This is a genomic window from Amycolatopsis thermalba (genome assembly GCF_023376025.1).
GTDB lineage: Bacteria > Actinomycetota > Actinomycetes > Mycobacteriales > Pseudonocardiaceae > Amycolatopsis_E > Amycolatopsis_E thermalba.
The window spans coordinates 4238870-4258979 of sequence record NZ_CP091196.1 but is presented as its reverse complement, the minus strand read 5'-3'; the positions used below and the strand labels follow the sequence as shown (position 1 = coordinate 4258979).

Here is a 20110-nt window from a genome sequence, read left to right as displayed (position 1 = left end):
ACCGGATTTCTTTTCTCGGGGAGGGCCGATGAAGTTCCTGGTGCTGATCTACCGCAACGCCGCCTCGCAGGCGGTGTGGGAGAAGCTGGCCGACGACGAGAAAGGGCAGGGCCTGAAGGCGTACGAGGCGCTCGACCGCGACCTCGCCGAGTCGGGGGAGCTGGTGACGTCGTCCTCGCTCGCGCCGCCGGAGACCGGCAAGCGGGTCCTGGTCCGCGACGGCCAGGTGATCGCGGGCGACGGGCCGTTCGCCGAGGTCAAGGAGCAGCTGGCGGGGTTCTACGTGCTGGACTGCGACGGCCTCGACCGGGCCGTGGAGTGGGCGGCGCGGATCCCGGAGGCGGCGCTGGGCCTGGTCGAGGTGCGCCCGACGCAGGACCTGAGCGTCTTCCTGCCGTGACCGAGCTGCTGCGCGAGCTGGCGCCGCAGGTGCTCGCCGCGCTGGTGCGCCGCTACGGCGACTTCGACCTCTGCGAGGACGCGGTGCAGGAGGCGCTGCTCGCGGCCGCGACGCAGTGGCCGGCGCAGGGGATGCCGGCGAACCCGAAGGGCTGGCTGATCACCACCGCGTCCCGGCGGCGGATCGAGCTGTGGCGCGCGGAGACGGCCCGCCGCCGCCGCGAGGAGCACGTCGCGATGACGACGCCACCGGACCCCGCGCCGGTGCCCGCGGTGGACGACACGCTCACGCTGCTCATGCTGTGCTGCCACCCGTCGCTGACCCCGGCGTCGCAGGTGGCGCTGGCGCTGCGCGCGGTCGGCGGGCTCACCACCGCCGAGATCGCCCGCGCCTACCTGGTGCCGGAATCGACCATCGCGCAACGCATCAGCCGCGCCAAGCAACGCATCAAGGCCGGCGGCGCCCGGTTCCGCCCGCCGTCGCGGGAGGAGTACGGGCCGCGGCTGGCGGCCGTGCTGAACGTGCTGTACCTGATCTTCACCGAGGGCCACACGGCGAGTTCGGGGGAGTCGCTGCAGCGCGTGGACCTGACGGCCGAGGCGATCCGCCTGACCCGGCAGCTGCACGCCCGGCTGCCCGATGAGGGGGAGGTGACGGGCCTGCTCGCCCTGATGCTGCTGACCGACGCCCGCCGCGCCGCCCGCACCGGACCGGACGGCGCGCTGGTCCCGCTCGCCGAGCAGAACCGGTCGCGCTGGGACCGCGCGATGATCGGCGAGGGCATCGAACTCGTCACGCGGGCGCTGACCACCGCACCGGCCGGGCCGTACCAGCTGCAGGCCGCCATCGCCGCGGTGCACGGGCAGGCCGAGCGGGCCGGGGACACCGACTGGCGCGAGATCGCCGGGCTGTACGAGCTGCTCGCGGCCGTGGCGCCCGGGCCGATGGTCACGCTGAACCGGGTCGTCGCGGTGGCCGAAGTGGACGGTCCGCGGGCCGGGTTGCGGGAGCTGGCCGCGGCGGAGCAGGACCCCGCGCTGGCCGGGCACCACCGGGTGGACGCGGTGCGCGCGCACCTGCTGGAGCGGGCGGGCGATCCGGCGTCGGCGGAGCCGGCGTACCGCCGCGCGGCGGTACGCACGCTGAACGTCCCGGAGCGGCGGTACCTGGAGGCGCGGGCCCGCGCCTGCGCCGCCCGATCCGTATAACGACCTATACGGCGCGGCTCTCAGAGCTTGGCCAGCATCGTCTCCACCACGTCCAGGAGGGCAGCGCGGTCCGGCTGCACACGGCCGAGCACCCGGAGGCCGTAGTAGCTGCTCAGCACGTGGTGGGTCAGGGCGGCGGCGCTCTGGTCGCGGCTGATCTCCCCGCTGCGCTGCCCTTCGTCGAGCGCGGCGCGGACCGCCCGTTCGACGGTGGTGAAGTGCCGCCGCACCTCCTGCGCCACCTCCGGGTCGGTGCCGGCCATCTCGATCGAGGCGTTGATGATCAGGCAGCCGGGGGAGGGCGGGTCCGCGAGGTCGAGGTCGATCGCCTGCACCATGAGGTTCCGCAGCCGGTCCTTGACCGGTTCGGGCTGTGCCAGGAGTTCGGTCTGCACGGCGGTGTTGGTTTCGAAGTAGCGGCGCAGCGCGCGCAGGTACATCTGCCGCTTGTCGCCGAAGGCGTTGGACAGGCTGGACAGGCCCATGCCGGTGGACTCGGCGAGATCGCGGGTCGAGGTGGCCTCGTACCCCCGCCGCCAGAACGTGTGCATGACGGCGGTGAGAGCGTGCGTCTCGTCGAACTTCCTGGGCCTGCCCATGCCGCCAACCTATTCGTGGTGGATCAGGCGCGCCAAAACGGCCGCCGGTCCGCGATCCGCGCGACGAGCAGGGTGGCCAGCGCGCCGGCCGCGAGCAGCGCGCCGACCCACATCGGGGCGTGGTAGCCGAAGGCGTCGATGCCGAGGCCGGCCAGCCAGGTGCCGAGGGTGACGCCGGCGCAGATCGTCGCGGTGTTCATGGTGTTGACCAGCGCGCCGCTGTTGGACAGCCGCATGACGCGCGAGGCCATCGCCGGGTTCAGCGGCAGCCCGGTGAAGCCCAGCAGGAACAGGGCGACGAGGGTGAGTGCCTGGTTGCTCGCGACGAGCGCGTACAGGCCCAGCAGCACCGCCAGGACCACGCCGCCGAGCCAGAGGGTGCGCATGGTGTGCGCGTCGGCCAGGCGCCCGAGGACGACGTTGCCGATGACGGTGCCCACGCCGTACAGGACGAACAGCAGCGGGACGACGGCCGCGCCGAAGCCGGCCACCTCGGTCAGCACGGGGGACAGGTAGGCGAAGGTGGCGAACACCCCGCCGATCAGCAGGGCGTTGGTGGTGAAGGCGCCCCAGAGCCGTCCGCTGCGGAAGACCGACAGCTCCGCGCGGAGGTCCGGCCGGCCCGGGGCCGCGGGGCTGCGGACGGTGACCAGGACCAGGACGAGGCACAGGGCGACCAGGACGTCCACGGTCCAGAAGGCGGCCCGCCAGCCCATCAGCTGGTCGATGAAGGTCGCCAGGGGCAGGCCGAACACGTTGGCCACCATGAAGCCGCCGAAGACGACGGCCAGTGCGCGGCCCACCCGGTCCGGCGGCACCAGGCCGGCGCACACGGACGCGGCGAGCCCGAAGAACGCCGCGGTGGCCAGCGCCGTGAGGACGCGGGCGAGCACCATGACCCAGTAGGCGCCGGCGAGGGCGCCGAGGGTCTGTCCCGCGAGGAACAGCACCAGCATCATGATCATTGCCGGCTTGCGGGGCGCCCTCATGAGCGCCAGCGTCAGCGCCGGGCCGCCGAACACCATGCCCAGCGCGAAGACGGTGACCAGGTTGCCCGCCGCGGTGGTCGAGACGCCGAGGCCGGCCGAGAGCGACGGGAGCAGCCCGGCCACCATCACCTCGGTCGTGTGGAGGCAGAAGATGGCGAGGCCGAGGACGGAGACCGCGAGCGGCATCGCCCGGCTGTCTGCCCGGGTGTGGGACGTGGTGGGCATGCGCGGGCCTTTCCGGAGTTTTGGTTCAATTGATCTAAAACTGGCGCCAGCGTGTCACCTCGCTCGGGCCGGTGTCGAGCCGGGGGTGGGGTTACCGCGTCACGGCGGGCATGATCATCGTCACGCCGTTCGGGGACACGCAGTGTGTGCGGGAAGCGCTTTCCGGCGCGGCCGGTCAGGGTTTTCGGTCAGGGGTTTTCGGTCAGCGGTGCCGGCCGGGGCCGCCAGGGCACCGCGGCCTGGACCTCATCCGGAACTTGGCCCCGCACCTCGCTCCTGCCGCTTCGCGGCGGGCATGATCATCCGCACGCCGCGGCGCATGCGGCGTGCGAGAAAGCGTTTTCCGAAGCCGCTACTCGCGGGGTCGCTTGGGCATCAGGTCGTACAGCCGCTTCCGCGCGCCGTTGTCGTTCTCGTTGCGGGCGTGCGCCACCTGGGTGATGAAGTCCTCGAACACGAAGTCGTCCTCGGCCGGGATCGGGGGCGAGGGCTGCTGGCGGGCAAGGTGGCCGTCCAGCACCGCCGCGATCTCCCGGAACGCCACCGCCTGCGTGGTCTCCGGGGCGAACGTGGTGACCGGCATGCCGTGCGCGGCCGCCTCGTTCATCACCACCCCGAGCGGCACGTGCGCCAGCAGCGGGTAGCCGAACTGCTTGAGCTCCTCCAGCGCCGCCACCGCGTACCCGGACATCGGCCGCCGGTACAGGCCCGGCACCACCCCGAAGTAGGGGATGGGCGGGCGGTTCAGCGCGGTCTGCACGTAGTACAGCTGGTCGTTGAGCAGGCGCAGCGCCCGGATGCTGGTGCGGTCCGGCTGCACCGGCACCAGGATGCCGTGCGTCGCGGCGAGGGCGTTGTTGGTCAGCACGTCCAGCGCCGGCGGGCAGTCGATGATGACGTGGTCGTAGTTGGCGAACTGCACGACCCGCGCCAGCTGCCACCCCGGCACCCGGAACTGGTCCAGCCTGCGCACCAGGTCGAACATGCCGGGCGAGGTCGGGATGACGTCGAACGCGCCGCCCGGGCCGATGTTGCTGCGCCGGTGCGGCACGATCAGCTCCTCGACCGGCCCCTTCCACATCTTGGTCAGCGCCTTGGCCAGGCTCGGCGCCTGCGCGGGCACCTCGTCCAGGCCCAGCATCTCCGTGGTCGCGTGACCCTGCGGGTCGAGGTCGATGAGCAGCACCCGGCGGCCGCGTTCGGCCAGCGCCGCGGCGGCCCCGACGCTCAGCGCCGTCTTGCCGACGCCGCCCTTCTGGTTGACCACCGAAGTGATCTGCACTCGAGCGCTCCCAGGTCAGTCGATCCCTGGCCGCAGAGTAGTGGATCTCGTGCGGCCGGCGGGGGACGGTCACGCCCGTCAGCGTGTCCGCACCATCAGCGCCTGCGCGGCCTGGCCCACCTGGCCCTGGACGTCGGACAGCGTGCTGGTGGCCGTGCCCACCCCGGTCGGGCCCACCAGCGTGCGGGCGTCCAGGGCCGTCCACTCGCCCGCCGGCGCGCGCCGCAGGTGCACGGTCAGCTCGCTGTTGATGAACCACCACTTCGCCGGGTCGAGGAAGTTCGACGCGCCGTTGCCGGTGTCGGCGACCGCGAACAGCCGCTGCAACGGCGTCGGCTTCTCCCCGGCCACCAGCTCGACCCGCTGCCTGCCCCACACCCACGCCGGGCCCGGCTCCGCGGGCGAGCCGGCGATGATCCGCCACTCCATCGCGCCCAGGTACCCGCCACGGCCCCAGGTGTCCGGCCAGGTCGCCGGACGGCAGTCCGCCGGCGGTGGTGGCGCCGGCTCCTCGGTGGCCACCGCCGTCGTGTCGGCCTCGGCGATCCGCCACGCCGACGCCCGGGCCACCGCCCGCGTGCCGTCGTGCAGCTCGGCGCCGAGCAGCTCGACCGACCGTCCCGGCCGCTCCACCCAGGACCGCAGCGACAGCTCGGTCAGCGGCGCCGGGCCGAGGATCTCCACGGTCACCCGCGCCAGCAGCCCCGGCCGGTCGGTGGTCAGGCCCTCCAGCGCGCGGGCGAGCAGCGCCGAGGGCGGCCCGAAGTGCTGCGCCTCCGGGGTCCACGGTCCGGCCGTGTGCTCGGTCGGCTGGTAGCGGTCGCCGCCCAGCGGCAGGTAGAAAGCGTTCTCCGTCATCTCCGTCCGCCTGATCCTCAGTCCGCTCGATCCAGGGCCGTTTCCACACCCGGGTCCGGCTCCGGCCAGCCCGGGTACTCCGGTGGCGTGCCGCCGAAGGACGGGCACAGCGACTGGTGCGCGCACCAGTCGCACAGCCGGCTCGGGCTGGGCCGGAAGTCGCCGGTCTTGCCCGCCTTGAGGATCGCCTGCCAGATCGCCTCCAGCGTGCGTTCGAACCGGCGCAGCTCGGCCTCGTCCGGCGCGTAGGCCAGCGACTGCCCGTCGGTCAGGTACATCAGCTTGAGCTGGCGCGGCACGACGCCGCGCAGCCGCCACAGCACCACGGCGTAGAACTTCATCTGGAACATCGCCTTGGCCTCGCCGATCTCGCGGGGCGCGGCGCCGGTCTTGTAGTCCACCACCCGGATCTCGCCGGTGGGCGCGACGTCCAGCCGGTCGACGTACCCGCGCAGCCGGACCCCCGACTCCAGCTCCAGCTCGACGTGGAGCTCGCACGCCTCCGGGTCGAACCGGCGCGGGTCCTCCAGCTGGAAGTAGCTGTCCAGCAGCTTCGTCGCCGACTCCAGCCAGCCCTGCACGTCCTCGCCGTCGAACAGCGCGGCCCACTCGGGGTTGTCGGCCGACAGCTCGCTCCAGGTGGGCGCGAGCAGCTCGCGGGCGCGGTCCGGTTCGCGGTCGGTCTTGGGCAGCGCGAACAGCCGCTCCAGCACCGAGTGCACGAGCGTGCCGCGCAGCTGCGCCTTCGTCGGCACCTCCGGCAGCCGGTCGACCGCCCGGAAGCGGTAGAGCAACGGGCACTGCTTGAAGTCGCTGGCCCGCGAAGGGGACAGCGCGGGGCGGCGCACGCCGAGCTGGGGTTCCGTGGTCGCCGTCTGAGCCATACCCCGCACCCTAAACGAGGGGTCCGACAAGATCGCGACGCCGCGCGCACCCGCGGGTCACCGCCGCCTGACACCCCACGCTCTACCCTGACGGGCATGGCCGCGACCGGCGAGCACGGGAGGAACCAGCCGAGGCGGGTGCTGACCACCGCCGACGGCGGCCTGCTGCTGTTCCGGGTCCAGGACGTGCCGGTGCTGCTCGCCCCCTCCTGGTGGATCGGCTCGCTCGTGGTGGTCGTGCTCTACCAGCCGCTCGTCGACCGGCTCCTGCCCGGCGCCACCGCGGCCACGTCGTGGGCGCTGGCCGCGGCGTTCGCGGTGCTGCTCGGGCTGTCCGTGCTGGCCCACGAGCTGGGCCACTGCGTGGTGGCGCTGCGGATGGGCATCCCGGTGCGGCGGCTGCGGCTGTTCCTGCTCGGCGGACTGTCCGAAGTGGCCCGTACCCCGCGCGAACCCGGTCAGGAGGGGCTGATCGCGGCCGCCGGGCCGGTCGTGTCGGTCCTGCTCGCGGCGTTCGGCGGCCTGCTGCTGTTCGCGGTGCCGCCGGACGGCGCGGTGTGGCTGCTGGTCGCCGAGTGCGCGGTGGCCAACCTCGCGGTCGGCGTGTTCAACCTGCTGCCCGGCCTCCCGCTGGACGGCGGGCGCCTCCTGCGCGCCGGGGTGTGGGCCCTCACCGGGCGGCGGGCCAGCGGCACCCGCGCGGCCGTCGTGGGCGGCGGGATCGTCGCCGCCGGGCTGCTGGTGTGGGCGATGCTCGGCATGGTCTCCGGCAGCGAGGACCGCTGGCTGCGACTGGGCGTGTGCGTGGTCACGGCGTGGTTCGTCGCGATGGGCGCCGGATCGGAGCTGACCGCCGAAGCCAACCGGGGCTGGCCGGAGGGGCTGGCGGTGACCGAGCTGACCCGGCCGGTGCTGCAGCTGCCCGCGGAGAGCCCGGTGTCGGACGCGCTGGCGGCCGCGGCGGGCCGGGGAGTGGTGCTGGTGCGCGCGGACGGCGTCGCGGCCGGCCTGCTCGACGAAGGCGCCGCCGAGCGGCTCGCGGAGACCTCGCCGCAGGCCCCGGCGGAGCTGGCCGCCGAGCCGATCCGCGCCGAGACCGTGCTGCTCGCCTCGGAGCCGGGGGAGGAGATCGCCGAGCGCGTCCGCGAGACCGCCGCGTGGCAGTTCCTCGTGGTCGACGACGAGGGCCGCCCGGCCGGGGTGCTGCGCCGCGAGGACCTGCGCTCGGCCCTGTCGGCCCGCCGCGTCCGCTGACGAGCCGGTCTGGGAAGATCGAGCGCTGCGTTCGCGAGTTTCGAGGAGTTCCACAGTGCAGGTGAGCGGGCCGTTCCGCCCGGGTGACAGGGTCCGTCTGACCGATCCGAAGGGACGCAACTACACGCTGGTGCTCGCCGAGGGGGAGGAGTACCACACCCACCGCGGCGCGCTGCGGCACGACGACCTGATCGGCAAGCCGGAGGGCTCGGTGATCACCTCCGTCGGTGGCACCGCCTACCTGGCGCTGCGGCCGCGGCTGGCCGACTACGTGCTGTCCATGCCGCGCGGCGCGCAGGTGATCTACCCCAAGGACGCGGCGCAGATCGTGATGTGGGGCGACATCTTCCCGGGCGCGCGGGTGCTGGAGGCCGGCGCCGGGTCCGGCGCGCTGACCTGCTCGCTGCTGCGGGCGGTGGGCCCGGAGGGCAGCGTGCTGTCCTACGAGGTGCGCGAGGACCACGCCGAGCACGCGGTCAAGAACGTCGAGCGGTTCTTCCGGGAGCGGCCGGCGAACTGGACGCTGAAGGTCGACGACCTCGCCAGCCACGAGGGCGAGGTCGACCGGGTGATCCTGGACATGCTGGCGCCGTGGGAGGTGCTGGACACCGTCCACCGCAGCCTGGTGCCGGGCGGGGTGCTGGTCGTCTACGTGGCGACGGTGACCCAGCTGTCCCGGGTCACCGAGGCGCTGCGGGAGATGCAGGGCTGGACCGAGCCCGAGTCGTGGGAGAGCCTCGTGCGGCCCTGGCACGTGGTGGGCCTGGCGGTGCGCCCGGAACACCGGATGGTCGGGCACACCGCCTTCCTGCTCACCACGCGACGGCTGGCCGACGGGGTGACCCCGCCGCGGCCGCAGCGCAGGCCGAGCCGCGGCTGAGGTTTCCGCGTCAGTTCGTGCGGTCGCCCAGGTAGCACCACACGCCGCCCTCGTTGGCGAGGCCGAGCTCGAAGTCGTTGGTGCCGCCCGGGCCGACCGCGTGCACCGGCACGTAGGCGGTGTCGCCCACGACGTCCGGGCTGCCGGTGACCGTGACGGTGATGCCGGGCGGGATGTCCGGCACCGACTGCGGCCGGCTCGCGCACACCATCGACTGGATGGTCTCCTTGTCCCCGGTGCTGTACGCGGTGGCGATCGCCTGCGCGGTCTCCTCCGGGGTGGACTTCCCGCCCGGCGCCGCGGTGCCCTCGGGCGTGGACGTCGGGGTGCGCGAGCTGCTGGACGGAGCCTCACTGGAGGCCGGGGGAGCGGTCGCGCTCGTGCTGGGCGCGGCGCTGTTGCCGTCGCCGCCGTCGTCCTTGGTGAGGAACCAGATCAGGAACGCGGCACCGGCGATGACGATCACCGCGGCGATCGCGATGCCGACGATCAGGCCGGTCTTCTTCTTCGGCGGCTCACCGCCCGGCCCGCCCGGGTACTGCTGCCCGGCGTACGGGTCGGCGTAGGGGTCCTGGCCGAACTGCTGCGGCGCGCCGGGGAAGCCGGGCGGCGGGGTCTGCGGGTAGCCCGGCTGCCCCTGTGGGTGACCGGGCTGCTGCGGCCCGCCCTGCGGATATCCGGGCTGCTGCTGGGGGTAGCCGCCGCCCGGCTGCTGCCCGTAGGGGCCCGGCCGGCCCGGCTGGCCGTGGGGGCCTTGCTGCCCGTAGGGCCCGGGCTGTTGCGGCGGGTAGGTCATGATCGGGTTACCCCTTCGTGGATCGGTTGGCTCAGGACTCGTCGACGCACCAGTTCGAACCCTGCCGTTTGAGCGGCATCTTCGCATCCTGCCGGTCACCGTTGTAACGGAGATTGACCGGCACCTTCGCGGTGTCGCCGGTGACCTCGGCCGGGCCGGAGATGCTGGCCTGCAGCTCGCTGGCCGCGTCCCACTGGGACTGCAGCGAGGAGACCTCGCTGTCGGTGGCGCCGCCGCAGGTCAGCGCGGCGTACCGGCTGGCGCTGCGGGCGTTCATGGCGTCCACGACCTGCTGGGCCACGCTGTCCGGGCCGCCCGCGGCGCCACCCCCGGCGCCGGTGGTCGCGGACGAGGACGAGCGCCGGGACGACGGCGCGGTCGCGGTCGAGGAGTTCGCGCGCGCCGTGGGGCTCGCGCTGGAGGAGGAGCCGGCGGCGGCGACGGTGTTGCCGGTGTCCTTCTCGTCGTCGCCGCCGAGCGTGACCACCAGGGTGACGGCCACCGCGGCGACCACGACCGCGGCCGCCGCGATGCCGGCGATCAGGCCGGTCTTCTTCTTCGGCGGCTCACCGCCCGGCCCGCCGGACCCGCCCGGCGCGGCGAACTGCTGCGTCGCGCCCGGGAACCCGGGCGGAGGCGTCCGCGGCGCCCCCTGCGGGTAGCCGGGCGGCGGCCCGCCCTGGGGCTGTCCGGGCTGCTGCCCGTACGGCCCGGGCTGCCCGTAGGGGCCCTGCGGCCCGTGGGGACCCGGCTGGCCCGGGCCGTGCGGCGGGTAGGTCATGGACGGACGTCTCCTCGTTCACGTCGGGTGTCTGCCTGCCTTCGACGCGCCGAAGCGGCATCCGGTTTCCCCCGGCGCGAATCCGGGGTGTAACGCGAGCGATCGTAGCGCCGATGTCCGGCAACTCGATCTTGGCCGTCCGCTGCGGCGGCCGGCGATCCGGTGTGGCGACGCGAAAATCACCCGGGTTTGAAGGAGGAGGAGAAGGGGAAGACGCCCGGTGAACGTCCTGTAAAGCCTTGGTTGGGTGGTCGTGACATGAGTGAATCGCTCACCGCCCGGATGGCCGCTGTCCGTGGCCGGGTGGATACTGTCCGTAGTTTTCCGAGCGGTTCGCCGACCGCTGGGCAGGACCCTCGTGTAACGGTTCCGTCCGGCTTCGTGATGCGACGCGCCGATCCTGTGATGCGGAAAGGGCTTTTCATGTCGGTGATCGCCGGTACCGTGGGTTAAAAGCACTCCGAGGAGGTGCCGACATGCAACACGACCTTCCCGGAGGTCGGCACGAGGACGCCGACCCTTCAGAGATCAGTGGAGCTGGAACGACGCCGGACGAGCAGGCGCGGCAGGTCCGCTTCCTGGAAGAGGAAGTAGCCCTGCTGCGGCGCAAACTAACCGAATCACCCCGTCAGAACCGCGTGCTGGAGCAGCGTCTCGCCGAGGCGTCGGAACGAGTCGCCCAGCTCACGGAGCGGAACAACAAGCTCGTGGAGACCCTCCGCGAGGCGCGGGGGCAGCTCCTCGCGCTGCGCGAAGAGGTCGACCGGCTCGCCCAGCCCCCCAGCGGGTACGGCGTGTTCGTCACCGCGTACGAGGACAACACCGTCGACGTGTTCACCGCCGGCCGCAAGATGCGGGTGTCGGTGTCCCCGGCGGTGGAGGTGGAGTCCCTCCAGCGCGGTCAGGCTCTCCGCTTGAACGAGGCGCTGACCGTCGTCGAGGCGGGCGACTTCGAGCTCACCGGCGAGGTCTGCTCGCTGCGTGAGGTCCTGACGCCGGCGACCGAGGGCGGCAGCGCCCGCGCGCTCGTCGTCGGTCACGCCGACGAGGAGCGGGTGGTCTGGCTGTCCGACCCGCTGGCCGCGCAGACGCTCAAGCCGGGCGACTCGCTGCTGGTGGACTCGAAGGCGGGCTACGCCTACGAGCGGGTCCCCAAGGCCGAGGTCGAGGACCTCGTGCTGGAGGAGGTCCCGGACGTCCGCTACGAGGACATCGGTGGCCTGGGCAGGCAGATCGAGCAGATCCGCGACGCCGTGGAGCTGCCGTTCCTGCACGCCGACCTCTACCGGGAGTACGAGCTGCGGCCGCCCAAGGGCGTCCTGCTCTACGGCCCGCCCGGGTGCGGTAAGACGCTGATCGCGAAGGCGGTCGCCAACTCGCTGGCCAAGAAGGTGGCCGAGGCCCGCGGCGACGGCGACTCGAAGGACGCCAAGTCGTACTTCCTCAACATCAAGGGCCCGGAGCTGCTCAACAAGTTCGTCGGGGAGACCGAGCGGAGCATCCGCCTGATCTTCCAGCGGGCCCGCGAGAAGGCCTCCGACGGCACGCCCGTGATCGTGTTCTTCGACGAGATGGAGTCGATCTTCCGCACCCGCGGCAGTGGCGTCTCCTCGGACGTGGAGACCACGATCGTGCCGCAGCTGCTGGCCGAGATCGACGGTGTCGAGGGGCTGGAGAACGTCATCGTCATCGGCGCCTCCAACCGCGAGGACATGATCGACCCGGCGATCCTGCGCCCGGGCCGGCTGGACGTGAAGATCAAGATCGAGCGGCCGGACGCCGAGGGTGCGAAGGACATCTTCTCCAAGTACCTGACGCCGGGGCTGCCGATCCACGCCGACGACCTCGCCGAGTTCGGCGGGGACGCGCAGGCCACGATCGAGGCGATGATCCAGAACACCGTCGAGCGGATGTACGAGGAGACGGACGAGAACCGGTTCCTCGAGGTCACCTACGCCAACGGGGACAAGGAGGTCCTGTACTTCCGCGACTTCAACTCGGGCGCGATGATCCAGAACATCGTGGACCGGGCGAAGAAGGCGGCGATCAAGTCGGTGCTGGAGACCAAGCAGCCCGGTCTGCGGGTGCAGCACCTGCTCGACGCGATCGTCGACGAGTTCGCGGAGAACGAGGACCTGCCCAACACCACCAACCCGGACGACTGGGCCCGCATCTCGGGCAAGAAGGGCGAGCGGATCGTCTACATCCGCACGCTCGTCACCGGCAAGAACCAGGAGTCCGGTCGCGTCATCGACACGGCCACGAACACCGGCCAGTACCTGTAACCGCAGGCACGTCAGGGGAGGCCGCCGATCCGCCCGGGTCGGCGGCCTCCGCCGTGTGAGTGGCTTCGGGGCCGCCCCGCGCGCCGCCCCGCCCAGCCGGCGAGCAGCAATCCGCCGAGGACGGCCAGCGCGCAGCCGATCACCACGGGCACGTCCGGCCCCGCGCACGACACCGAATCGGCCGTGCAGCTGCGGAACGGCCCGCCCTGCCCGCTGGAGTCGTACCGCCCCACCGCGAACAGCAGCATCAGCAGGGCGGCCCCGTGCACCGGAAGCAGCGCCAGCGTCACCGCGAGCGCGGTCACCACGCCACGAACCCCGCGGACGATCTTGTCGGACACGGGGTGAGGACGCTTCCCGGCGGTTTCGGTTGCCCGGCGTGTCGCCCCGCGATGGCCGTATAACGACCTATACTGCGCGCCATGACCGAGCCCGCCGCCGAGATCCGCGCCCCGATCACCGAAGCCGACGTCCTGGCCTGGCTCGAGGAGACCGCGCAGGCGGTCCGCGCGCACGCCGTCCCGCCCGCGGAGCTGATCCGGCTGCTGGGGGAGTTGCGGCGTGCGTCGGCGGCCTGTGCCGACGCCTCGGACTGGGTGCTGCTGGCGGCCCGGGAGGAGGGAGCGAGCCTGCGGCAGATCGCGCCGGTCTTCGGCAAGGGCTACGTGCGGGCGCCGGCGGCGCGGCTGGAGAAGCTGCACCGGCAGGCGCTGAACTCCGAGCAGTGGCTGGACATCCTCCGTCAACGAGCATCAGGCGTATAACGCCCTATACGGCGCGGCTTTCGGCGAAAACCACCGGTGGCCAGCACGCCGATACACGCTGGAAAACCCGCACGGAAAGGACAGTCCCCTGCGCATCGGACTCGGCCTGGCGGCCCTCGGGCGGCCCGCCTACATCAACCTGGGCAGAAGCAGTGAGCTCCCGGTCCGGCGGGACGTGCGCGCCATGCGCGAGGCCACGTTCGCGGTGCTCGACGCGGCGTACGCGGCCGGTGTCCGCTGGGTCGACGTCGCGCGTTCCTACGGCCGCGCCGAGGAGTTCCTCGCCGGCTGGCTGGCCGAACGCGGTCACCGCGACCTGACGGTGTCCAGCAAATGGGGCTACACCTACGTCGGCGGCTGGCGCATGGACGCCACGATGCACGAGGTGAAGGAGCACTCCGCCGGCGTGTTCTCCCGCCAGTGGACCGAAAGCCGCTCCCTGCTGGGCAACGCCATCAACCTCTACCAGGTGCACTCGCTCACCGTGGACAGCCCGCTGTTCACCGACGAGGCGCTGCAACGGGCGCTCGCGGCGCTCAGCGACGACGGCGTGCGTGTCGGGTTCTCCACCTCCGGGCCGAGGCAGGCCGAGGTGATCCGGCGGGCGTTCGAGCTGGAAGTGGCCGGGCGCCCGGTGTTCTCCGCCGTGCAGTCCACCTGGAACCTGCTCGAACCGTCGGCGGGACCGGCGCTCGGCGAGGCACACGCCGCCGGGAACCTGGTGCTGGTCAAGGAAACCCTCGCCAACGGCAGGCTCGTGGTGAACCCGCCGCCCGCGATCACCCGTCTGGCGCAACGCTTCGGAGTCGGCGCGGACGCCATCGCGGTCGCGGCGGTTCTGGCCCAGCCGTGGGCGGACACCGTCCTCGTCGGTCCCGCCAGCGTGCCGCAGCTGACCGCGAACCTGGCGGCGAACGGCGTCGACCTGCCACGGGTCGAACTCGCGGGACTGCGGGCGCTGGCCGAGCCGCCGGAACGGTACTGGGATCGGCGATCCTCGCTGCAATGGCAGTGAAGGCTTGGACTAATCTCAGCGCCCACAACGCAGACTGAAGGGAACGTCACCGTGCGTCATGGAGGGATGGTGGTCCTGGCCGCGGTCGTGCTGACCGGGCTGACCGGGTGCGCGGATCGCCCCAACGACCTGGAGACCTACTACGACAAGCCGGCGGGCGCGGCGACGCCGTCCGCGACGACGCCGGCGACCTCGTCCAGCGTCTCGGTCGGCCAGGCGGCGGTGAACAGCCCGGTGAACCACATCGCCGAGGACGTGGCGGCGGCGGTGCTCACCAAGAGCGACCTGGCGAACGAGGGTGTGCGGGAGGCCGCCGCCCGCGCCGCCAACGGATCCTGCTTCGACGCCGTGCCCGCGGGTGACCCGCGTGGCTCGACCTGGCTCTACACCAGTGGTTCCGCGCTGACGCAGCAGGTCACCGGCTACCTGGACCGCACCGCGGCCGAGGTGCTGGCGCAGGTCGACTGCGACGGCCAGCCGCTGACGGTCACCCGTCCCGCCGGCGCGGAGGCCGCGCGCGCCTGGTGCGACGGCACCACCTGCACGGTGCTGCTGGCGGGCGGGCACGTGCTGTCCGGTCTCCAGGTCACGGCGAGCACGCAGACCCGGGCCGCGGACGCGGTGAAGGGCCTGGCCGCGCTGGCCGCGGAGAAGCTGCCCGCCAGCTGAGGAAAGCGCTACCCCTGGCGGCGGAACCACTCGCGGGTCGCGTGCCTGCCGTCGGGCACGAAAGGGCTTTCCGGGTCCCGCGCCCAGGCCCGCAGCTCGTCCAGGGGCATCCAGGCGCCGGAGACGATTTCCTCCGGCTGGTGAACGACGGGACCGTCCCAGCGCACCTCGTAGGCGAAGTAGTGGCAGCGCAACGGTGGCTGCTCGAACGTGAACGTGAACAGCGGTCGCAGGGGCACGCCGCGCACGCCCAGTTCCTCGGCCAGTTCCCGTTCCGCGCCCTCGGCGGGCGTCTCGTCCGCGGCGACCACCCCGCCCGCCCAGCAGTCGTAGAGGCCCGGGAACACGTCCTTGTCCGGTGACCGCCGGTGCACGTAGACGCGGGAGCCGTCGCCGGAGCGGACCAGGACCAGCGTCGCGGCGTGCCAGAGGCCCTGTTCGCGCATGTCGGCGCGCCGCACCCGGCCCACGACCGCGCCCGCGGCGTCGTAGTGGGCGACCATTTCCCCATCGCTGTTCACCATCGGCAGCCAGCATCGCAGATCCGGGTGCTTTACCTGGTCGCAACCGGTGGCCCGCTCACCGTGGCCGCCCGGGACCCGTAGGCTTGGGACATGCGGCGGATCATGGGAACCGAAGTCGAGTACGGCATCGCCGTGCCGGGCGACGCGACGGCGAATCCGGTACTGACCTCGACGCAGGTCGTGCTGGCCTACGCGGCGGCGGCGGACATCCCGCGGGCGCGGCGGGCGCGGTGGGACTACGAGGTCGAGTCGCCGCTGCGCGACGCCCGGGGCTTCGACCTGGCTGGCCCGGGCGGTCCGGGGCACGACCCGGACGTGGAGGACCTCGGCGCGGCCAACGTCATCCTGACCAACGGCGCCCGGCTCTACGTCGACCACGCGCACCCGGAGTACTCCGCGCCCGAGGTGACCAACCCGCGGGACGGGGTCATCTGGGACAAGGCGGGGGAGCGGGTGATGGAGGAGGCCGCGATGCGGGCGGCCACCGTGCCCGGGCAGCCGCCGTTGCAGCTGTACAAGAACAACGTCGACGGCAAGGGCGCCAGCTACGGCACCCACGAGAACTACCTGATGGCGCGGTCGACGCCGTTCACGTCGGTGATCTCCGGGCTGACGCCGTTCTTCGTGTCGCGGCAGGTGGTCACCGGCTCGGGCCGGGTGGGCATCGGGCCGCAGGGCGAGGAGGCGGGTTTCCAGCTGTCGCAGCGGTCGGACTACATCGAGGTCGAGGTCGGCCTGGAGACCACGCTGAAGCGGGGGATCATCAACACCCGCGACGAGCCGCACGCCGACGCGGACAAGTACCGGCGGCTGCACGTCATCATCGGCGACGCGAACATGGCCGAGTACTCGACCTACCTCAAGCTGGGCACCACGGCGCTGGTGCTGGACATGATCGAGGCCGGTCAGCGGTTCGACGACCTGAAGCTGGACGAGCCGGTGCGCGCGGTGCACCAGATCAGCCACGATCCGACGCTGAAGACGAAGGTGTCGCTGGCCAACGGGCGCAAGTACACCGGGCTGGACCTGCAGTTCGCCTACCACGAGCTGGCCGCGGCGCACCTGGAGCGCACCGGCGGCGACCAGGTGTCCAAGGAGGTGCTGCGGGTCTGGGGCGAGATCCTGGACGCGCTGGCCCGGGACCCGGCGGAGTGCGCGGACCGGCTGGACTGGCCGGCGAAGCTGCGGCTGTTGGAGGGCTACCGGCAGCGGGACAACCTGGGGTGGGCCGCGCCGCGGCTGCACCTGGTGGACCTGCAGTACTCCGACGTGCGGCTGCAGAAGGGCCTGTACAACCGGCTGGTGGCGCGGGGCTCGATGAAGCGGCTGGTCACCGAGGAGGAGGTGCAGGCGGCGATCACGAACCCGCCGGAGGACACGCGGGCGTACTTCCGCGGGCGGGCGCTGGAGAAGTACGCGACGTCGATCGCGGCCGCGTCGTGGGACTCGGTGATCTTCGACGTGGGCAAGGAGTCGCTGGTCCGCATCCCGACGCTGGAGCCGCTGCGGGGCACGAAGGCGCACGTCGGACGGTTGCTGGACGAGTCGGAGACGGCGGAGGAACTGGTCGAGGCGCTGACGGGTTCGGACTGACCGCAGCGGGAAAACCACCGATTGTCGTGGTCTCTGGGTAGGCTAGGGACAGGACTCACCGGGAGGCGAGATGGCTCAGGAGAAGATCGAGAAGCACGGTGGCGGCGGCTCCGACGACGAGGTCGAGGGTGGTGCCCCGGCCGGCCAGGAACGCCGCGAGAAGCTGGGTGAGGACGTCGACACGATCCTGGACGAGATCGACGACGTGCTCGAGGAGAACGCCGAGGACTTCGTGCGTGCCTACGTGCAAAAGGGCGGCGAGTAACCGCTCACCGGCGGCCATTAGGGTGGTCGCACTGAGTAGCTTGTAGTGCCGGTTGTCGCGCTTCCGCGGGCTCGGAGCCCGCGGGAGCGTCACACTTCGTCGATGGGAACCACGAGCACGTATGGAACACACCTCGGGCCCCACGGGCTCCGCGCTGCCCGCTGCCTTCTTCTCGAGCACGACGTCGTCGTTCGCCGAGTTCCTCCGCATGCAGGCGCCTGACCTGCTGCCGGGCCGCCGGCAGCTGCCGGGCGCCGGTCCGGTGGACGCGCCGCACGGCACCACGATCGTGGCCGTGACGTTCGCCGGTGGCGTGCTGGTCGCCGGTGACCGCCGGGCGACCTCGGGCAACCTGATCGCGTCCCGGGACATGGAGAAGGTGCACGTCGTCGACGCCTACTCCGCGGTGGGCATCGCGGGCAGCGCCGGGATCGCGCTGGAGCTGGTGCGGCTGTACGCGGTCGAGCTGGCGCACTACGAGAAGATCGAGGGCGTTCCGCTGTCGCTGGACGGCAAGACGAACAAGCTCGCCACGATGGTCAAGGGCAACCTGGACGTGGCGATGGCGGGTCTGGCGGCGCTGCCGTTGTTCGTCGGCTACGACATCGAGGCCGACGACCCGAAGCGCGCCGGGCGGATCGTGTCCTACGACGTGACCGGTGGCCGGTACGAGGAGCGCGCGGGCTACCACGCGATCGGGTCGGGGTCGCTGTTCGCGAGGTCGGCGCTGAAGAAGCTGTACGACCCGGACGCCGACGAGGAGACCGCGGTGCGCACGGCGGTGGAGTCGCTGTACGACGCGGCCGACGACGACAGCGCGACCGGTGGGCCGGACCTGGTGCGCCGGGTCTTCCCGACGCTGGTGACGATCACCGCCGAGCGCGGCGCGGTGCGGCTGCCGGACGAGCAGGCCGCCGCGGTGGCGGAGGCGGTCGTCGCGGGGCGGGCCGAGCAGGCCACCCGCGGCCGCACGTGATCGCCGCGCCCGTGGCTGAACTTCCCCTTCCTTCGAGCATTCTTGGAGCCTGACCGTGACGCTGCCGCTGTACGCCTCTCCTGAGCAGTTGATGCGCGAGCGCTCGGAGCTCGCGCGCAAGGGCATCGCGCGCGGCCGGAGTGTGGTCGTGCTGAAGTACCGCAGCGGCGTGCTGTTCGTGGCCGAGAACCCGTCGACGACGCTGCACAAGATCTCCGAGATCTACGACCGGATCGGGTTCGCCGCGGTCGGCCGGTACAGCGAGTACGAGAACCTGCGGGTGGCCGGTATCCGGCACGCGGACCTGAAGGGCTACCAGTACGACCGCCGGGACGTGACGGCGCGGGCGCTGGCCAACGCCTACGCGGCGACGCTGGGCAGCATCTTCACCGAGCAGCTCAAGCCGTACGAGGTGGAGCTGTGCGTGGCCGAGGTGGGGTCGGCGCCGGAGGAGGACCAGCTGTTCCGGCTGACCTACGACGGCTCGATCTTCGACGAGCCGCGGTACGTGGTGACGGGTGGCCAGACGGAGCCGGTGGCGAACAAGCTGAAGGAGATCTACGAGGACGGCCTGGAGCTGCGGGACGCGCTGAAGGTGGCGCTGGACGCGCTGCGGGCGGTGAGCAACAACGGGGACAGCGCGCCGCTGAAGCTGGAGGTGGCGGTGCTGGACCGCGAGCGGCCGGGCCGCAAGTTCCGGCGCATCCAGGGCGCCGCGCTGGACGCGTTGCTGCCGGAGCAGCCGGCCGAGTCGGCCGAGACCGGCGAGACGGCGCCGGAGAGCCCGAAAGACGGCGAGACCCCGCCGGCGAGTTGAGTTCTGGCGAGGGGTCCTCGGACTTCGGTCCGGGGGCCCTTTCGCATGCCCGGGGCTCGGTGCCCTCGCCTGGCCGGTGGGCAGGGGTCGCGCGGGGAGCGGCTGCTTGGTGTCTCACCGGCTCGCGCGCAGGGCGCCCCCGGGTATCGGCGCCGGGATCAGGCCCAGTGGGCCGGCCGCGTGAGCCCGTCCGGCAGGCGCGTCGCGCTGTCGCCGTGGGCGGCGGTCACCTGGGCCTGCGTGAGGAACAGGCTGCCGGTCAGGTCGGCGCCCGCGAGGTTCGCCCCGCGGAAGTCCGCTCCGATGACATCCGCCTGGCGCAGGTCGGCGTGCTGGAGGTCGGCTCCGATGAGGTACGCGCCGCGCAGGTTGGCGGCCCTGAGGTCGGCTTCGCGCAGCTTGGCGCCGATCAGGTCGGCTCCGCGGCGGTTCTTGCCGCGCTTGCCGCGGACCAGTTCGCTCGCCCGCAGCAGCAGGCCGCTCACCTTCTCCCGGTGGCCGGCCACGTCGAGCTCCACCAGCTCGGCCGGGCCGCCGCGGGCCATCCGCTCGGTCTCCGCCAGCGCCGCCCGCAGCTCGTCGTGCACTGGGCGCGCGGCGGGCAGGCCGAGCGCCTCGGTGAGGTAGAACAGCAGCTCGTGCAGCTGCCGCATCACCGGGAACGCGGCGAACATCGGCTGCCGGGTCTCGGGTGCGGTGCGCCAGTCGCGGCCGCCGAAGGTGTCCTGGGAGATGCGCTGCCCGGCGCCGAAGCAGTCGAAGACGGTGCAGCCGGTGAAGCCCTTCTCCCGCAGCCGGGAGTGGATGCCGCAGCGGTAGTCGTCGAGGAGGTTGTGGCACGGTGTGCCCGCGTCCTTGTCCACCGCGAAGTCCGCCGAGGCGGCGAAGGGCAGGGCCACGCAGCACAGGCCGAAGCAGCTGGCGCAGTCGGCTCGCAGCGCGTCGCCGGTCACGGTTTCGGATCACCCCTGTCGCAGTCCGGTTCGACCCTATCGGGTGGCCCGGGCCACAACGTGGGAAACCCCTGGTAACGGCCTCGTCCGCGG

The 20110-nt window shown here is 72.4% G+C and carries 22 protein-coding genes; 12 read left to right on the top strand and 10 right to left on the bottom strand.

The window, feature by feature from the left end; all coding sequences use genetic code 11:
• The first annotated feature begins 28 nt into the window (after positions 1-28).
• Together L1857_RS20580 and L1857_RS20575 are read left to right on the top strand one after the other, a co-directional pair.
• The gene (locus tag L1857_RS20580) at positions 29-400 is read left to right on the top strand and encodes a YciI family protein (protein WP_116109074.1); all 372 of its coding nucleotides are present in this window, start codon (positions 29-31) and stop codon (positions 398-400) included.
• The gene (locus tag L1857_RS20575) at positions 397-1608 is read left to right on the top strand and encodes an RNA polymerase sigma factor (RefSeq protein ID WP_116109076.1); all 1212 of its coding nucleotides are present in this window, start codon (positions 397-399) and stop codon (positions 1606-1608) included. The genes L1857_RS20580 and L1857_RS20575 overlap by 4 nt, the downstream gene beginning before the upstream one ends.
• A 20-nt stretch (positions 1609-1628) precedes the next feature.
• Here L1857_RS20575 and L1857_RS20570 read toward each other — a convergent pair whose 3' ends face one another.
• The 5 genes from L1857_RS20570 to L1857_RS20550 form a co-directional block, all read right to left on the bottom strand.
• Positions 1629-2207 (bottom strand): TetR/AcrR family transcriptional regulator, encoded by a 579-nt coding sequence (locus L1857_RS20570; RefSeq protein ID WP_116109079.1) that lies wholly within the window; start codon positions 2205-2207, stop codon positions 1629-1631.
• Between the two features lie 23 nt (positions 2208-2230).
• Positions 2231-3421, bottom strand: a complete 1191-nt coding sequence (locus tag L1857_RS20565; protein WP_205413148.1) for an MFS transporter — start codon at positions 3419-3421, stop codon at positions 2231-2233.
• 352 nt (positions 3422-3773) lie between these two features.
• Positions 3774-4703, bottom strand: coding sequence for a ParA family protein (locus tag L1857_RS20560; protein WP_094002912.1), 930 nt, complete (start codon positions 4701-4703; stop codon positions 3774-3776).
• A gap of 78 nt (positions 4704-4781) precedes the next feature.
• Complete coding sequence (locus L1857_RS20555) at positions 4782-5561, bottom strand: thioesterase family protein (RefSeq protein WP_094002913.1); 780 nt, start codon at positions 5559-5561, stop codon at positions 4782-4784.
• Positions 5562-5578: 17 nt separating this feature from the next.
• Positions 5579-6445: a RecB family exonuclease gene (locus tag L1857_RS20550; RefSeq protein WP_094002914.1), complete on the bottom strand. Its 867-nt coding sequence runs from the start codon at positions 6443-6445 to the stop codon at positions 5579-5581.
• A 96-nt stretch (positions 6446-6541) separates the two neighbouring features.
• On the opposite strand from L1857_RS20550, the gene L1857_RS20545 reads away from it, so the two are divergent.
• Together L1857_RS20545 and L1857_RS20540 are read left to right on the top strand one after the other, a co-directional pair.
• Complete coding sequence (locus tag L1857_RS20545; RefSeq protein ID WP_094002915.1) at positions 6542-7699, top strand: M50 family metallopeptidase; 1158 nt, start codon at positions 6542-6544, stop codon at positions 7697-7699.
• A gap of 55 nt (positions 7700-7754) precedes the next feature.
• Positions 7755-8579 carry a tRNA (adenine-N1)-methyltransferase gene (locus tag L1857_RS20540; RefSeq protein ID WP_094002916.1) on the top strand — a complete coding sequence of 275 codons (825 nt, stop codon included), beginning with the start codon at positions 7755-7757 and terminating at the stop codon, positions 8577-8579.
• A 10-nt stretch (positions 8580-8589) separates the two neighbouring features.
• Here the strand turns inward: L1857_RS20540 and L1857_RS20535 are convergent, their stop codons facing one another.
• Together L1857_RS20535 and L1857_RS20530 are read right to left on the bottom strand one after the other, a co-directional pair.
• The gene (locus L1857_RS20535) at positions 8590-9375 is read right to left on the bottom strand and encodes a hypothetical protein (protein ID WP_094002917.1); all 786 of its coding nucleotides are present in this window, start codon (positions 9373-9375) and stop codon (positions 8590-8592) included.
• 31 nt (positions 9376-9406) lie between these two features.
• Complete coding sequence (locus tag L1857_RS20530) at positions 9407-10156, bottom strand: hypothetical protein (protein ID WP_094002918.1); 750 nt, start codon at positions 10154-10156, stop codon at positions 9407-9409.
• A 476-nt stretch (positions 10157-10632) separates the two neighbouring features.
• Between L1857_RS20530 and arc the strand changes: the two genes are divergently transcribed.
• Complete coding sequence (gene arc, locus L1857_RS20525) at positions 10633-12441, top strand: proteasome ATPase (RefSeq protein WP_094002919.1); 1809 nt, start codon at positions 10633-10635, stop codon at positions 12439-12441.
• Positions 12442-12452: 11 nt separating this feature from the next.
• Here the strand turns inward: arc and L1857_RS20520 are convergent, their stop codons facing one another.
• Positions 12453-12782, bottom strand: coding sequence for a hypothetical protein (locus L1857_RS20520; RefSeq protein ID WP_116109081.1), 330 nt, complete (start codon positions 12780-12782; stop codon positions 12453-12455).
• 81 nt (positions 12783-12863) lie between these two features.
• Here L1857_RS20520 and L1857_RS20515 point away from each other — a divergent pair, with 81 nt between their 5' ends.
• The 3 genes from L1857_RS20515 to L1857_RS20505 all read left to right on the top strand — a co-directional run bounded on the left by L1857_RS20515 (position 12864) and on the right by L1857_RS20505 (position 14889).
• A complete protein-coding gene (locus L1857_RS20515) occupies positions 12864-13205 on the top strand; it encodes a hypothetical protein (protein WP_094002920.1) in 342 nt (113 codons plus the stop codon).
• Positions 13206-13389: 184 nt separating this feature from the next.
• Complete coding sequence (locus L1857_RS20510) at positions 13390-14220, top strand: aldo/keto reductase (RefSeq protein WP_116109084.1); 831 nt, start codon at positions 13390-13392, stop codon at positions 14218-14220.
• Positions 14221-14286: 66 nt separating this feature from the next.
• A complete protein-coding gene (locus L1857_RS20505; protein ID WP_094002922.1) occupies positions 14287-14889 on the top strand; it encodes a hypothetical protein in 603 nt (200 codons plus the stop codon).
• A gap of 8 nt (positions 14890-14897) precedes the next feature.
• Here L1857_RS20505 and L1857_RS20500 read toward each other — a convergent pair whose 3' ends face one another.
• Positions 14898-15413 carry an NUDIX hydrolase gene (locus tag L1857_RS20500; RefSeq protein WP_162830941.1) on the bottom strand — a complete coding sequence of 172 codons (516 nt, stop codon included), beginning with the start codon at positions 15411-15413 and terminating at the stop codon, positions 14898-14900.
• A gap of 90 nt (positions 15414-15503) precedes the next feature.
• On the opposite strand from L1857_RS20500, the gene dop reads away from it, so the two are divergent.
• The 4 genes from dop (at position 15504) to prcA (ending at position 19064) form a co-directional block, all read left to right on the top strand.
• The gene (gene dop / locus L1857_RS20495; protein WP_094002924.1) at positions 15504-17006 is read left to right on the top strand and encodes a depupylase/deamidase Dop; all 1503 of its coding nucleotides are present in this window, start codon (positions 15504-15506) and stop codon (positions 17004-17006) included.
• 70 nt (positions 17007-17076) lie between these two features.
• On the top strand, positions 17077-17271 hold the full coding sequence (locus tag L1857_RS20490; RefSeq protein ID WP_017982463.1) for a ubiquitin-like protein Pup: 195 nt from the start codon (positions 17077-17079) through the stop codon (positions 17269-17271).
• Between the two features lie 121 nt (positions 17272-17392).
• Positions 17393-18247: a proteasome subunit beta gene (gene prcB, locus L1857_RS20485; RefSeq protein WP_094002925.1), complete on the top strand. Its 855-nt coding sequence runs from the start codon at positions 17393-17395 to the stop codon at positions 18245-18247.
• Between the two features lie 55 nt (positions 18248-18302).
• Complete coding sequence (gene prcA, locus L1857_RS20480; protein ID WP_116109091.1) at positions 18303-19064, top strand: proteasome subunit alpha; 762 nt, start codon at positions 18303-18305, stop codon at positions 19062-19064.
• Positions 19065-19222: 158 nt separating this feature from the next.
• Here prcA and L1857_RS20475 read toward each other — a convergent pair whose 3' ends face one another.
• The gene (locus tag L1857_RS20475; RefSeq protein ID WP_116109092.1) at positions 19223-20017 is read right to left on the bottom strand and encodes a pentapeptide repeat-containing protein; all 795 of its coding nucleotides are present in this window, start codon (positions 20015-20017) and stop codon (positions 19223-19225) included.
• Positions 20018-20110 lie beyond the last annotated feature (93 nt).

What these genes read in the sequence shown, in the direction of transcription:
- L1857_RS20580 (WP_116109074.1), top strand. Translation starts at nt 29, where the DNA reads ATGAAGTTCCTGGTGCTGATCTACCGCAACGCCGCCTCGCAGGCGGTG.
- L1857_RS20570 (WP_116109079.1), bottom strand. Translation starts at nt 2,207, where the DNA reads ATGGGCAGGCCCAGGAAGTTCGACGAGACGCACGCTCTCACCGCCGTC.
- L1857_RS20565 (WP_205413148.1), bottom strand. Translation starts at nt 3,421, where the DNA reads ATGCCCACCACGTCCCACACCCGGGCAGACAGCCGGGCGATGCCGCTC.
- L1857_RS20555 (WP_094002913.1), bottom strand. Translation starts at nt 5,561, where the DNA reads ATGACGGAGAACGCTTTCTACCTGCCGCTGGGCGGCGACCGCTACCAG.
- L1857_RS20550 (WP_094002914.1), bottom strand. Translation starts at nt 6,445, where the DNA reads ATGGCTCAGACGGCGACCACGGAACCCCAGCTCGGCGTGCGCCGCCCC.
- L1857_RS20545 (WP_094002915.1), top strand. Translation starts at nt 6,542, where the DNA reads ATGGCCGCGACCGGCGAGCACGGGAGGAACCAGCCGAGGCGGGTGCTG.
- L1857_RS20535 (WP_094002917.1), bottom strand. Translation starts at nt 9,375, where the DNA reads ATGACCTACCCGCCGCAACAGCCCGGGCCCTACGGGCAGCAAGGCCCC.
- L1857_RS20530 (WP_094002918.1), bottom strand. Translation starts at nt 10,156, where the DNA reads ATGACCTACCCGCCGCACGGCCCGGGCCAGCCGGGTCCCCACGGGCCG.
- arc (WP_094002919.1), top strand. Translation starts at nt 10,633, where the DNA reads ATGCAACACGACCTTCCCGGAGGTCGGCACGAGGACGCCGACCCTTCA.
- L1857_RS20515 (WP_094002920.1), top strand. Translation starts at nt 12,864, where the DNA reads ATGACCGAGCCCGCCGCCGAGATCCGCGCCCCGATCACCGAAGCCGAC.
- L1857_RS20510 (WP_116109084.1), top strand. Translation starts at nt 13,390, where the DNA reads ATGCGCGAGGCCACGTTCGCGGTGCTCGACGCGGCGTACGCGGCCGGT.
- L1857_RS20505 (WP_094002922.1), top strand. Translation starts at nt 14,287, where the DNA reads ATGGTGGTCCTGGCCGCGGTCGTGCTGACCGGGCTGACCGGGTGCGCG.
- L1857_RS20500 (WP_162830941.1), bottom strand. Translation starts at nt 15,413, where the DNA reads ATGGTGAACAGCGATGGGGAAATGGTCGCCCACTACGACGCCGCGGGC.
- dop (WP_094002924.1), top strand. Translation starts at nt 15,504, where the DNA reads ATGCGGCGGATCATGGGAACCGAAGTCGAGTACGGCATCGCCGTGCCG.
- L1857_RS20490 (WP_017982463.1), top strand. Translation starts at nt 17,077, where the DNA reads ATGGCTCAGGAGAAGATCGAGAAGCACGGTGGCGGCGGCTCCGACGAC.
- prcB (WP_094002925.1), top strand. Translation starts at nt 17,393, where the DNA reads ATGGAACACACCTCGGGCCCCACGGGCTCCGCGCTGCCCGCTGCCTTC.